Annotated in this window: 15 protein-coding genes, 1 tRNA gene and 1 riboswitch; of the genes, 1 reads left to right on the top strand and 15 read right to left on the bottom strand. The window is 39.0% G+C overall.

Going from position 1 to position 13,281, the window contains the following annotated elements:
• Nucleotides 1-442: 442 nt before the first annotated feature.
• The 10 genes from ACNKW3_RS19385 to ACNKW3_RS19340 all read right to left on the bottom strand — a co-directional run bounded on the left by ACNKW3_RS19385 (nucleotide 443) and on the right by ACNKW3_RS19340 (nucleotide 6,995).
• Entirely contained in the window at nucleotides 443-709 is a 267-nt protein-coding gene (locus ACNKW3_RS19385) for a hypothetical protein (RefSeq protein ID WP_427400993.1), read from the bottom strand.
• A 202-nt stretch (nucleotides 710-911) separates the two neighbouring features.
• Nucleotides 912-1,367, bottom strand: coding sequence for a hypothetical protein (locus ACNKW3_RS19380; protein WP_427400992.1), 456 nt, complete (start codon nucleotides 1,365-1,367; stop codon nucleotides 912-914).
• A 326-nt stretch (nucleotides 1,368-1,693) separates the two neighbouring features.
• The gene (rimI, locus tag ACNKW3_RS19375) at nucleotides 1,694-2,158 is read right to left on the bottom strand and encodes a ribosomal protein S18-alanine N-acetyltransferase (RefSeq protein WP_427400991.1); all 465 of its coding nucleotides are present in this window, start codon (nucleotides 2,156-2,158) and stop codon (nucleotides 1,694-1,696) included.
• Nucleotides 2,145-2,420, bottom strand: a complete 276-nt coding sequence (locus ACNKW3_RS19370) for a hypothetical protein (protein WP_427400990.1) — start codon at nucleotides 2,418-2,420, stop codon at nucleotides 2,145-2,147. The genes rimI and ACNKW3_RS19370 overlap by 14 nt, the downstream gene beginning before the upstream one ends.
• Before the next feature lie 37 nt (nucleotides 2,421-2,457).
• A tRNA-Trp gene (locus ACNKW3_RS19365) sits at nucleotides 2,458-2,534 on the bottom strand.
• Between the two features lie 87 nt (nucleotides 2,535-2,621).
• Entirely contained in the window at nucleotides 2,622-3,407 is a 786-nt protein-coding gene (locus tag ACNKW3_RS19360) for a phosphotransferase (protein WP_427400989.1), read from the bottom strand.
• Nucleotides 3,400-4,017 (bottom strand): nicotinamide riboside transporter PnuC, encoded by a 618-nt coding sequence (gene pnuC / locus ACNKW3_RS19355; RefSeq protein ID WP_427400988.1) that lies wholly within the window; start codon nucleotides 4,015-4,017, stop codon nucleotides 3,400-3,402. The genes ACNKW3_RS19360 and pnuC overlap by 8 nt, the downstream gene beginning before the upstream one ends.
• Nucleotide 4,018: 1 nt before the next feature.
• Complete coding sequence (locus tag ACNKW3_RS19350; protein ID WP_427400987.1) at nucleotides 4,019-4,273, bottom strand: YkoF family thiamine/hydroxymethylpyrimidine-binding protein; 255 nt, start codon at nucleotides 4,271-4,273, stop codon at nucleotides 4,019-4,021.
• A 10-nt stretch (nucleotides 4,274-4,283) separates the two neighbouring features.
• On the bottom strand, nucleotides 4,284-6,356 hold the full coding sequence (locus tag ACNKW3_RS19345; RefSeq protein WP_427400986.1) for a TonB-dependent receptor: 2,073 nt from the start codon (nucleotides 6,354-6,356) through the stop codon (nucleotides 4,284-4,286).
• A 46-nt stretch (nucleotides 6,357-6,402) separates the two neighbouring features.
• Nucleotides 6,403-6,506, bottom strand: a riboswitch (TPP riboswitch).
• Nucleotides 6,507-6,563: 57 nt separating this feature from the next.
• A complete protein-coding gene (locus ACNKW3_RS19340; RefSeq protein ID WP_427400985.1) occupies nucleotides 6,564-6,995 on the bottom strand; it encodes an acyl-CoA thioesterase in 432 nt (143 codons plus the stop codon).
• A 96-nt stretch (nucleotides 6,996-7,091) separates the two neighbouring features.
• On the opposite strand from ACNKW3_RS19340, the gene ACNKW3_RS19335 reads away from it, so the two are divergent.
• Complete coding sequence (locus ACNKW3_RS19335) at nucleotides 7,092-9,041, top strand: GNAT family N-acetyltransferase (RefSeq protein ID WP_427400984.1); 1,950 nt, start codon at nucleotides 7,092-7,094, stop codon at nucleotides 9,039-9,041.
• Between the two features lie 68 nt (nucleotides 9,042-9,109).
• On the opposite strand, the gene ACNKW3_RS19330 is transcribed toward ACNKW3_RS19335, so the two are convergent.
• From ACNKW3_RS19330 to ACNKW3_RS19310, 5 genes are read right to left on the bottom strand one after another with little or no spacing between them, the layout of a single operon-like run.
• A complete protein-coding gene (locus ACNKW3_RS19330; RefSeq protein ID WP_427400983.1) occupies nucleotides 9,110-10,366 on the bottom strand; it encodes a tetratricopeptide repeat protein in 1,257 nt (418 codons plus the stop codon).
• A 2-nt stretch (nucleotides 10,367-10,368) separates the two neighbouring features.
• Complete coding sequence (locus ACNKW3_RS19325; RefSeq protein ID WP_427400982.1) at nucleotides 10,369-10,983, bottom strand: energy transducer TonB; 615 nt, start codon at nucleotides 10,981-10,983, stop codon at nucleotides 10,369-10,371.
• Between the two features lie 2 nt (nucleotides 10,984-10,985).
• Nucleotides 10,986-11,384: an ExbD/TolR family protein gene (locus ACNKW3_RS19320; protein ID WP_427400981.1), complete on the bottom strand. Its 399-nt coding sequence runs from the start codon at nucleotides 11,382-11,384 to the stop codon at nucleotides 10,986-10,988.
• Between the two features lie 8 nt (nucleotides 11,385-11,392).
• Entirely contained in the window at nucleotides 11,393-11,920 is a 528-nt protein-coding gene (locus ACNKW3_RS19315; RefSeq protein ID WP_427400980.1) for a MotA/TolQ/ExbB proton channel family protein, read from the bottom strand.
• Between the two features lies 1 nt (nucleotide 11,921).
• Nucleotides 11,922-13,280 carry a MotA/TolQ/ExbB proton channel family protein gene (locus ACNKW3_RS19310; protein ID WP_427400979.1) on the bottom strand — a complete coding sequence of 453 codons (1,359 nt, stop codon included), beginning with the start codon at nucleotides 13,278-13,280 and terminating at the stop codon, nucleotides 11,922-11,924.
• Nucleotide 13,281: the final 1 nt, after the last annotated feature.

Below are 13,281 nucleotides of genomic sequence, written 5' to 3'. Positions count from 1 at the left end.
ACCGGTTAATCCAAAATTACGGTTAAGTAGAGTACCTGCATGATAAACGAGTTTGAGCTAACGCATTCGGATCAGGCCGCGGAATGTGGCACAACCTACGAGGGCGTTATGATGGCAATCACTTAACCGTGATTGATCCACGAGCATAGACTGATGAGAAGGTGCTACGGCGGAACATGTAAGGTCAGCTCTGCTTATTCGTTGAATAAGTAACCTACGAATACCAGCATACCAACCGACGACATTACTGCCTCATCCGGTGCGTTAGCTCATTTATTTTGAGTGATAAAGACAACTAATTATGGGCTGAAAGAGTGTCAGGAAAGCACTCGTTCAGGGTTGACAAAGGGAGTCATACCAACGCTTTACAGAGAGGCAGGCATCGCACAACAATGACTGTCCTGTGGAGGTCTGAAAGGCTGAAATGCACTCTAGTAACTTGTTAGGCATTTTCATCCCAACTCTCAAAGTCCTTCTCCAACAAAACACTTTTAGTTAACGGCTTATCAGTCTTCGGAACATAAACCTCAACCGCCCCAACTGCTATTACGGATTCTCTGAATGCTCTAGCCTCAACATTGGTGACTCCTCCGTCTATTTTATCCAAAAGCTGGATAAATACCGTTGGGCCCGGTTTGAAAAATTTCTTAGGAGCCACTTCACTCAATATTTCATTCATACATTTTTCAACGCCAAAGAAATCGCCCATTAGCATTCTCGGATGAATTAGCGCTTTGCAAGTTCGTGTGACCGAGTGACCGCTTTCCAGATTCTCCGCGGATATTTTTCCACTTCTAACTATTAAACTTACATGTCTTTTGGAGAAGAACACTCTGAGCTACCTTGACGCCTAACGCCTTACATAAGCGGTTTGGTAGCGCTCTTCTGACAAATCTGTCTTCATGTATTTGTTAGCTCCATTTAACACAATTTAAACGTTCCAATTCTTTATCCTTCCATGCTTGAATGGGATTTGAACCCTCTTGCTTATAGTGTTTTAGCATCCAATTTAGAAATCTAGATTTTCTATTAATAAACAGATCTAGCTCATTTATTAATTTGCTTACCCGATCCATATCCACTAGGTATTGATCGAATTCTCCTTTTGTAGCGGGCTGACCGTCAATAATATAAACTTCGATTCCGTCTTTATTAGTGCGGGTAGCGTTCTTACAATATTTAGTATTCCATTCGGTCGTAAGGAACACAAATTGTTTGATCTTCGATTGAAGGTCATCATTTAGGATATAAGCTCCAATCAATTTCCATATAAGATAATCGCGAAGTATTAAAAATGCTGGTAAAACAGTGTAAGTCCCAAGACCTGCGATTATCACCTTGAAAATTGCACCCCAAGTTAAATCCATAATCAATCCTTTCGATGAAGCTAACAATCTTTTTATCTGCACGTCTAGATTTGCCCGAATCGACTTATGCTAGATATGCTTACATGAGTCAATTTCATGCTAGTTAAGAATAAATGTCAATGTAAGTCTGCTAAGAGCCGCTTAATTTGACTGTTTAAAATAATTCTTGATATCGAAGCATCTGCTTAAGCCAGGGAGGTAGTGACTTTCGTCACTATGACGATTCTTCGTTACTTACTTACGATATACCTCGGTTAACCATTAAAATAACAGGTAAAACCTCATTTAGTTCGGTAGCAATGTTTGACGTTAGAGTTGTGATTCAATTAATTGGAACCCAGTATTTTTTGCATTATGAGCGCATCGTCTGCTTCACCATTTGCCTTTGTATAATAGTTTTTTCTGGTATCAATATGCGCAAAACCCAAAGTCGAATAAAGAGTTTTTGCACCTAGGTTATTGTCGGCAACTTCTAATAAAAGGCTCTGTACCCCTTTTTGAATCAATTCGGCAAATGCGGTTTCAATTAATGCAGCTGCGATGCCTCTTCTTCGGTATTCTGGCGATACGCAAACATCTAATAAATCAGCTTGTTCAAAACAATAAGAACAAATAATGAGCCCAACGACCATTTCGTCGTCTTTGGCTATGAAACAAACGCCAGTCTCGACTGAAGATAAAAAACTTTCTTGCGACCATGGTGTGTCGCGCATCTGACAAAATAACTGATAAGCTTGACTAGAGTGTGAGCGGGAGAATGAAATTATTTGAAAAGCTTCAGCGTTCGACATAAGCTCGGCAACATTGCCAAATTGATTTTTTCAATTCTGAATCTGTCATTGTGGAATTTTCCGGTAATAATAAAACACGCTGCTTATCATCGAATTCGGGAAGTTCGCTATTTCCAACTTTGCAAGCATCAGTATCAATATTGAGTAGTTGGCAAACTTGAGACAGCCAAACTTTTTTTAACACCTCAGCTTTATTTTCATACACAAAGGTTTGGATACCCATGGCATGTAAACAAGATTTTTGGTACTGAGTTAAAGTCATTTTGAAAACTGCCATGTAAAGTGTCAGTTAAGAAAAGTGGCAGGGGTGGAGGGACTCGAACCCCCAACCATCGGTTTTGGAGACCGCTGTTCTACCAATTCGAACTACACCCCTAAAAGCCCAAGCATTATAGCCATAGAAAAAAATTAATAAAGCCTTTATTTAATCAGAAGTAGGGATTGCTGTAAATTTAAGCAAATTCTAACTTTCATCTGCGTTTGTATTCGCGTACCACCAAAGCTGATAAGTGTAATCAACAAAAGGTTTGGCTTTTGTAACCGCTTCTACCACTAGATTATTATCTATTTGTACATTCTCAGCATAATGCTGTAAAAACCGTTGCTCTAACGCTGGTGTAAATTGATTGCTGACAGATGTACAGGCAAGATCAAAGTATCTATAGTGCCGAGCGGAGTATTCCCAATCATAACAGAGTGTATCTTGACCACTTAAATGATTGATGTGAAGGTCGTGATGGCATAAACAAATATCTGAATATTGTTTTGTATATAAATTCCAGTCACTTAACATTCCTTCAGCATCATGCTTTAAAACATGTGAATCTGGAATGTAGGCTAAATATTGTTTCCAGTGAGAAGATAAATCCATCAACGGTAAATTGAGTTCTAATTCTGAAGCATGAATTTTCCATTGCACATTTGCAAGCCTTTCCAATAATAACGTACTGGGAATAGCCTGTTTAGCAATCCACTGTTCAATGTAAAAGCTTTTGTCTTTGGCTATATATAAAGGTTTTGGGGCAAAGTGATGTCTATGCAACACTGCTTGCAGCAACAATTGGTCTTCTCTATCTACCGGTAAAACTTCGTTATTGGCGAAAAATTTCAGTAAAAAAATATTATCCAGGCATTCTAATTTGTAATTAGTATTAATTGCTCCTTCATCTAGAGATGTGAGTGTAAATTCACTGCCGATAAAATTCAGCGTTAGAATTTCATGACGAATATCTTCGGGCAATTTATACATGCTGTGCCTGTTCCAATGAGAGAATAGCGCTGTTTCGCCATTGTAAATATCCTTTGACCGCAATCATAATGTAAATGACCATTAAGAAACAAGTGAAGTACAATTGTGCTTGAGCAAATAGATAGATACTGGCTGCATTTATTATTGTCCAATAAATCCAAGTCTGCAGGTATTTTTTCACCGTTAACACAGTCGCCAACAAAGAAAATACCGTAATGCTAGCATCTAAAATAAGTTGATCGTAACTAAGCCAACTTGCAGCAAATATCACCAAAATACTTGTGATAATAACGCCTATGGAGATGATGATAAGATGCTGTTTTAGTGACATAAATTTCACTTCCAACTGTTGGTTTTGCTTTCCTTTGTACCACATTGACCAGCCCACCACTGCCATCACCATGTAATAAGCATTTAACAACATTTGGAAGAGATAACTTACGTCCCAAAAAATATAGGTGTACAAGGTTGTTGAAAGCAAAGCGGCTGGCCAGCACCATACAGATTCTTCGGCCGCCAACCACACATAAGCAACAGACAATGTAACAGCAATAATCTCTAACAGATTTTGCTGTTGCCATTGTGCAATTATGGTTTCAAAAATTTCCAAACTAACCCAAATCCATATTAGTCGCGTTTAAAAACTTACAGACAAAAGCTGCCTGACCAACTGCTTCAAAAGTGGTTTTAAATTCATTTTGCAATACTTGCATAAGATAATCATATTCACCAACGACTAGGGTGCAAGTAGCTGTTGTTTTTACAAGTAAGTTTTCATTTTGATTTAGACGATCAATAAAATCTTTGATAAAAGAGACGTATTTTTCATCTAAAGGATACAAGGTAATTTCTACTGCTAGTTTCATTGGTTACCCCTTAAAATTGGTATTGATAACTGACGCCGATTTGGCGCGGTTGTCCAAATTGAAAATACGGCTCTTCAAATGCATATTCATCTCTGGGATCATTACTAAAGCCGCCAAAACCTCTGGTGTACACAGTTCTATCGAATAAATTTTTAACCCATAGGCTTAGAACATTTTTACCTATTTGGTAGCTAAGATGTGAATTCACCACCAAGGTAAATGGAGCTTTTTCGTTATGGCCATCTGAAAAACGATATTCGTCTTTTGCGTCCAGACCTATAAACCAAACTAGATTTTCATTTAATTCATAATTTGACGAAAGATATAAAGTGTAAGTGGGTGCTTGAGCTTGATCCTGCTTAGGTACGAAATCACCGTTTAGTAAATTGTAATCGCCGAAGGTTGCTCTTAGAAGACCAAGATTCGCCTGCAAAGTCCAATTATCCTTAACGAAAAATTGGCTTACTACTTCAATTCCTTTATTTATCCCAGTATCTGTATTGCGTATTGCATCTGCAAACGACGTAATAACAGTTCCCTCATCAGTAACAGTTTCGAAAGTCGCGAAATCATTAACTTGGGCATCTTTTCTACGCATATAAAACACACTCACCGCAATGTCAGCGAGTCCATCAAGCGCCTGTCCTTTGACACCAAATTCTGCACTCCAATTAAATTCAGGCGCAAAAGTGCGATTGCTACCCGTTAATCTTTGGTCAATATTAAACCCGCCAGCTTTATAGCCTCGTGCTATGGTTGTGTAAATGAGTGCCTTTGATAACTGATATTCTAATGAAGCGGACGCTGCTACTAAGGTATCGTCAATTGACTCACTAAAACCATCACTATCGACATAATCCGCATCAAATAATTCAACTCTTGCCGCCGTATTGATTCTTAGGTCATCCGTTAGCGACCATCCGTATTGGCCAAAAATTGAAGCCGATTCAGGTGCATAAAAGCTTGTGAAGTCACCCTCGTTGTATGTGTATTCTCTTAATAAGTCTTCCTCTGTGTCAGTATAATTCACACCCACTAACCAAGGAATATCAGTTGCTGTAACCGAACCTAATTTAACTTCAGCCGAAGTCCTTTCTACATCACGTAAATAACGATCAAATGAGGTATAGCCCCATGGATGAAATCCAGTGTACGTCCAGTCTTCATCATAACCATAGTCAAACTCACTGGTAAGATAGCTAACCTTTGTCTGCACACTAAAATTCTCATAATCGCCAGTATATTTCAAACTCATAGCATGAGCATCAGCGCGGTCAAAACCGGGTTCATCTGACAAGGTGTGATTATCGTTATCTAAAGAAAATGCATCATACCCATTGTCAATGTCAAAACGGTAGTAGCGGAGATCGATTTTAGCCTGCTCTCCAAGTTGATAATTCAAAAACACACTGGCCGTTAATTCGTCGATACCATTAGTATCATCCCGATTTAGGTAATCGTTCGTCACAAAGCCGTCAGAGCTAGTTTGTTGGGCACTGAGGCGTAAATTTGCTTCTTCCGTTATGCTTATGCCGTGAGCAAACCCAATTTGCTTCTCACCGTACTCCGCGTAACTTGCAGCAAATCGACTTGATGAAGAAAGTGAAGCGGGCTGACTCACCAACTTTATAATCCCTGCCAAGCTATTTATGCCAGATGCAACAGATTGCGGCCCCGAAAGTAATTCGACTTGCTGTATGTCAAATACAGTGGCCAAAGCACCTAATCCAGAAATATCGATATCGTCCAACAAGAGTCCAACTGATGGGTTTGTAGGCTCTGAAAACTGGCTACGTTCGCCAATACCACGAATTTGAATAAATTTTCCACGAGTGGCCCCTGCGCTAAAATTTACATTGGGCAGCGCGGGAATTAGATCTTGTAAATGACGGGCTTCTAGTTTTTGAATAGCTAGCTCATCAAGAACTATCGCTGAACCAGGCAATTGCGATAAATCTCGATGCATGAGATCTGCAGTTACTGTAATGCGTTCCAAGTCAGACGTTGATGAGTCTTCCTGTGCGGATAACAGCGAAGGTGTGAATAAGGTAAAAATACTTGTTAAAACTAAACTGTGTTTCATTTGGATCCTTTCTGTTCGAAAAGATCCGGTTCTGCGGCAGGTGTTGGAAATTTTAGTTAACCATTCCTACGCCGGTACTAACCGGATCAGGTGAATAAGGGTTTTCAATTTGAATCTCAGCAGCCTTAGGCTGCACCCCTTGGTTTATTTGTTGAAATTACTTGAATAATGACAACGGACACAATCTTAACAGGGTGTTTATCCCAATTAAAGTATTAGAGCGTCTTTATTTTTAAATAAATTTTCAATTTCTTGTTTATTCTGCTGATGAATGATCTCTAAGGTTTTACCATGAGGTTTCGGCTTGCGAGTATTAGGGTCAAGTGCCACAAATACAATGTCGTCAGCTAAACAGATGGTAGATTTTGTCGCTTTATTGCGCACTAGACAGGTTACTGTGATAGAAGAGCTCCCTACCCGCTTAGTTTCCAACCCAAACTCAACTATATCACCAGCCACTGCAGGTGATTCAAAACTAATCTCGCCAATGTGTTTAGTGACTAAACAGTTGGTTTCAAGTTGACTTATAGCATAGATAGCAGCTTCTTCGTCAATCCACTCCAAAGCTCTACCGCCGAATAATGAATTGGCGTAGTTTAAATCACTTGGCATTACTAATCGTCTTGATAAAAATCGCATAAACTTTTTAAATTCCTTGTAGAATATTGAGATAATACCCTTTTATAACAACACCAAGCAAAGTATTAGAGCATGAGCCTTTAGATGAACTATGAAATGACATCATTCTTGACTTGGTTACAAGCACCATTAAATGAAGGTGACCATCGTGATTTTGCCGTAGTTGAAGGGTTGCAAACGGTATTCACTCATTCAAAGCAGCTCCCCTTGTTGCAACAGAAAAACGTGCTTGTAGTTACTAAGACCGTCTATGAAAATTTCCAAACAGTCACAGCCAAAAATATCAATGCCTATTTAGGCCAAGAATTTGATTATCTATTGTTTGATGCGACCAATGATTTTGATGCATCACAATTTTTTGCTGCTTTAGGTTTACTTAAAAGCCCAGGCAGATTTGTTCTACTAGTCCCAGCACTCGCATCCATAGATTCGCAATTTTTACGTCATCTATTAGATACCGCACGACAGCAACCAAATACTAGCTGGTTTTCTGCTCAATTAATCGATATCAAAGCATCGTTAAATATCCAACAATATGATGATTCATCGACAAGAGAAGAGCTGCTTAGCGAACATCAAACATGTGTAATAAAAGAGATAGATTCTAGTCTTGAAAACGTGCAGATCCATGCGGTTTTAGGAGAAAGAGGCAGAGGAAAATCCACCTTACTTGCTGAGCTAATTACGTCTTTTTTAGAAAAAAGTATACCCATTACCTATACCTCAATGGGTCGCTCAAACTGTCATGTAATCGATAAATTTATCGCCGAACTTGCCCCTGAAATTGGTAGATTAGCTTCTTTTGCGGCTGCAGATATGGCTGCACTCAATCCGAAAACGGATATTTTATTTATTGATGAAATAGCAAGCATTTCACCAGTGTTGATCAGTCAGTATCTAAAACTATATAAAACCATCATTTTTGCTGGTACTTCCCATGGCTATGAAGGGACAGGTCGAGGTCTAATTAATCGGCTAATTCCATCCATAACTAATATAAAAATATATGAATTAAACACACCTTTTAGATGGTACATCGACGACCCTTTGGAACAATGGGTTAATCAGTTATTGTTTCCCGTGAATACTAATTTGCGCAGTCATGTAAAGGTGCAAACTTCTGATTTTACTTTCATTTCGCTTAACAAAGCGGATGTATTGGCGTCAGTTTCCTTATATCAACAATTAGTTTCACTGTTAATTAACGCTCATTATCAGACAAGTCCAAATGATATTCAGAGGATATTTGATGATGATAGCTACCATATTATGGCCAGCCTAGATAGCAAGAGAGATTCAATATTAGGTGTCTGCATTCTGATTGATGAAAGCATGGAAATAGAACAAGCTCTAGCAACTCAAATTGCACTAGGAAATCGCAGATTAAAAGGGCATTTGTTTACCCAAAATTTAGCTTTACATATAAATGAACCCTCAATTTGTCACCTGAAATTCTTTCGTGTGTTAAGAATTGCAATTCAACCAGAACTACAAGGTCTTGGGATTGGAAGCAAGTTATTAGATTATGTGAGAGCTACAACTGAACAATCTAATTCAATACTCTGTACAAATTTTGGGTTCACTGATCGTTTACACAATTTTTGGCAAAAAAATGATTTTGCTTTAATAAAAGTTGGACAAAAGATTGATAGTGCTAGTGGCACCTTTAGCTGTTTTTACATCGCTGCCAGCGCATTACAACATTTGCCCCAAAAACAAGCGCTATTAGCTCAGCTTTTGTTAGATCTAGACTATTTTAAACAGTATTCTAGTCTCAATAATAAACATCATGCTCTCTTAGCGAACTTCGAAGAAACCCCGAACTTTCAAGACCTATATGAATACAGCCATAAAAAGCTGCACCTTTTCTTAAATCAAAAGATAAGCTTAAACAAAGTCATTTCAATCGTCTTTAATATTGCTATTAAACAGTCTAGTACAGAGCTCCAAACACTTATTAAGCAATGGCAAGCAAAAGGGATACATAAAGAAGTGAGAATTCAGCTAGAAGAACAAATTCGTTTCTTGATTCATTCAATAATTTAACCTGTAGATTAACAATAAAAAAACCCGCCATTTTAGGCGGGTTTTAAAATGCTAATTTAACAAAGCGCTTAGATAGATATACCCCTATTTTTGGCTTTATTTTTAATTAGAGCAATCCACGCGTTAACGTTTCTACGAAGACTATTATCTTTACGAGCCTCAACAGCGCTGCTATGAGCTTCTCTGTAATTACCCGCATAATAATTAGCTTGCATGAGAGCAAAATGTACCCTTTCAGGATCATCAACTCCAGCATCTATAGCCTTTTTCAAAGCATTAACTGCGCCACGATAGTCCTCAGCACTCAATAACAAGTTACCTTGTTTTTTATAATAATCCGGATCAGGGTCAGTTTGAGCTGCCTTACCGTAAAATTGTGCTGCTAATTTGAATTCTTTAGCTTGGTGATAAACATTTGCTAATGCAGCATATTCGTCAGCAGTTTGATCAAATACACCTGAATCCAAATATTTTTGGAAAATTCTAGCTGCTTGCATTGGCGCGTCTAACTGAGCATATAACTGATAAAGAGCTTTAAATTCGTTCTTTTTCGTTAAATATCCAGCGCGATGAGCCGCTGAGAAAGTTTCTAAAGCTTTAGGATAGTCTTCAACCATCATGTACATCATGCCCAATTGTGACCACCATAAACGGTCTGTAGGGAATAATTGTACAAGTGTTTCCGCAACCTTAACGGCTTTTAAAAACTCTTTGGTCTCAATAAACGCATTAAGTTTTAGAATGTATGGATTTTTATTGGGTTCTTCTTGTAAAGCAATGGCCTTATCAGCAGGTGAAACTACCTTACTATATTGCTTAAGTTCGTTGTAAGCTTGAGCGATACGCACCCAAACCTTTTCACTTTCCTTACAAGTGAAGTCCATCCATTTGTTATACCAGTCAATAGCATCTGCGTATTGCTCTAGTGCTAACGCTAAATGACCGTTAAGCTCTAACAATTCTGCATGGTCTTTGTCGTTAAGCACTTTATTTTTTGTAGCACCAACGAAAAGATCATAGGCATCTTTCTCTTTGTCATCCATGGATAACAAAAGCTGCCCTAGGAAACGGTCAACTGAAGCTTTATCAAAATCTTCTTTTGGGTCTGCATCTCTTAGGATTTGAATCGCTTCTTCTATTCTATCTTCGTTATAAGCGTCAAAAGCATTTGTGAGCTTTTTGCCAACTCTTTCACCAAGTAAAACAGTTTTAGGCGCTTGATATCCAGGACAAGCAATTGCAGGCTCTTGTGCAGAAACCACTGCAGAAAAACTTGAAACAGATAATACAGAACATGCAATAAATACTTTTTTAAATGATTTCATAATTAATTGTCACCTAAAGTAAAGTCTAGTTGCACTTGAAGACCAGGTTGTCTAACTGCTACACCATCGACATATTTTGGATTGTAACGCCACTTGCGCAGTGCGCGTTTGGCTTCACGGTCAAATATACGTTTTGGTTCAGCGTCGATAACTTCAACATCTTCAACACCGCCAATCTCGTTAATAGTGAAAGAAAGTAAAACCCAACCTTCTTTACCATCACGGGCGGCTTCTGGTGGATATTTAGGGTCTTGTCTAAAGATTGGTGTAGCATCACCATCTTTAATTTGACCACCAAATCCAGAAATATTAACACCTACTCCACCTGTATCCACACCTGGAATTGATAGACTGAACCCAGAAGCGTCAGGCTCTGCTGCTTCTGGTTCTACCAATTCAACCTTAGGTGGCTCAGCTGGCGGAGGTGGTGGAGGTGGCGGCTGACGCACACGCGTTTGAGTCGTATCGTCAGGCTCTTGCATCACGATATCAATTACCGGAGGTGGCTCTACCGCTTTTGCCGGCTCACCAGTATTTTCAACTAGTTTTGCCATTACAACAAACAATGCAAAAGCAACAGCAGCACCAAGAATAATGGAAATGATTAGTCTTAACATTATTACTCCCTCACTGCCACGGCTACTCGATCAATACCAGCAGCTTTCACCTGATCCATCACCTCGATTACAAGGCCATGTTTGGCTTTTTCGTCTGCTTGTATAAATACAACCTCAGTTGGTTGCTCAAGTAACAGTTTTTCTAAATTAGCACGAACTGCTTCTGCTGAGATTTGACGTCTGTCCATCCAAACATCACCATCTTCAGTAATCGCAATAAAAATGTTCGCCTTTTTGTACTGAACTGCAGTTTCGCCTTCTGGTTTTAAAACTTCTTGACCAGCTTGCTTTACAAATACAGTAGTTACAATAAAGAAGATCAGCATGATAAACACTATGTCAAGCATAGGCGTCATATCAATCTGCGCTTCCTCTTCGGGTTCTCTAACTTTTCTAGCCATAACTACCTCTACTGATGATGTGGCAAGCTATCAATCAATGACTCTTTCAGCATTTTAGCTTTAGCTTCAATTCTTGAACTGAAGAAAATGCCTGATAATGCTGCAACCATCCCTGCCATAGTAGGAATAGTAGCCATTGATATACCTGCCGCCATCAATCTAGGGTTACCAGTACCTTGTGTAGACATTGTCTCAAACACGTTGATCATGCCTGTTACCGTACCTAACAATCCTATTAGAGGACACATAGCAACCAAAGTTCTAATAATTAATAATCTAGCCTGTATTTTATCAGAGGCTCTGGAAATCCAAGCATCGCGAATTCGTTTTGCATACCATGAGGTAGTATCGTTTCTATTTTCCCAATCACTGATAATTTGTTTTTTCTCAGTTGGAAAAACAGAAGTCAAATACCAATAGCGCTCAATCATTAATGCCCACATGAAAAAGAGCGCCAAGGCGACGAAATACAATACGTCGCCACCAGTAGCGATGAATTCCCTAACAGATTCCCATAATCCAATTAGGGTCATCATATTATGCTTTCTCCGATTCTGCGTGCTCTGCAATAATACCAGCAGTTTGTTCATCTAGAATATGAACAATAGACTTACTACGCGCAGCTACAATGCTGTGTACCAAAATTAGTGGTAGTGCAGCTATGATACCCTGAGCTGTAGTTACAAGTGCCATTGAGATTGAACCTGCCATGATACGAGGGTCACCTGTACCGAACAAAGTAATTTGTTGGAAGGTTGCAATCATACCTAGTACTGTACCTAGTAGACCTAGTAACGGAGCAATTGCTGAGAAAATCTTAATGATATTGATTCCAGCTTCTACCGTTGGAAGTTCTTTAAGGATAGCTTCGTCAAGTTTAAGTTCTAAGCTCTCTGTATCTGCAGTTTTGTTTTCTTGGTATACCGTTAAGATACGGCCAAGCGCATTTTTAGAAGATGGATTGTCGATATTATTCAACTGAGACTTCATCTTAGCAGCCATAGCACTTAACTGGATAAGTTTAAATACACCAATTAACAAACCGATTATCAACATAACAGTAATGATGTAACCAACGATACCACCCGCGTGATAACGTTCCATCAAGGTTGCTTTTTGCTTAAATAGGTTAAGAATCGCGCCACGAGAAGGGTCTACGTAAGTTGGCGTGAAACCGCTCTGTGCGTCACGTAGATCTTGTGTAGATGCTACTTGATAGCTTTCTGGTTGACGACCTAAAGGTTGAATTTTATCTGACTCGTCATTATAGATTAAGTAACCTTCTTCGCCGATTAAGTTGAACGTACCGATACGCACTACGTTTTGTGTTGAAGTACCACCATCTAGGTCAACAACTTCAGCTTGGAAACGAGACACTTTACCTGACTCTGTCATTTCTTTTTGAAGTGCAAACCAAAGTTCTTCTAATTCTTTGATATTAGGAAGACCTTTTGATTCATTTGACATTTCAGCAAGGAACTCGTCACGTCCAGGATACTCTGCACTTACGATTGAAGTAGAAATGTTACCATATGCATCTGCAGACGCTTGTCTAACAACACCGAACATCTCACCTAAAGTACCAGAAGCTTGCTCTAACTCATTTTCTTTATCAATGATAGCTTGTTCATTGGTTGCGAATTGAGCAGCTAGTCTCTCGCCTCTATTTTCTTCAGCAGTAAAGGCTTGTTGCGCCTGTCTCAACAACGCCTGCTTATCAGCACGATCGCTTAAGAATTCACGTTCTCTTGCTTCGTTGATTTTACGTTCTGAAATACGATCTTGTTGCACCTTTTGCAACAGTTCTTCAAGGCTTGCAGGCTCTTGAGCTACCGCAGACCCCATTACCAAAGCAACAGATGCAGTGGTCAAAATAGTTTTTATCATTTTTTTCATT

The sequence above is a fragment of the Glaciecola sp. 1036 genome (assembly GCF_050306235.1).
Lineage (GTDB): Bacteria > Pseudomonadota > Gammaproteobacteria > Enterobacterales > Alteromonadaceae > Glaciecola.
This window is presented reverse-complemented; position numbering and strand designations above follow the sequence as displayed.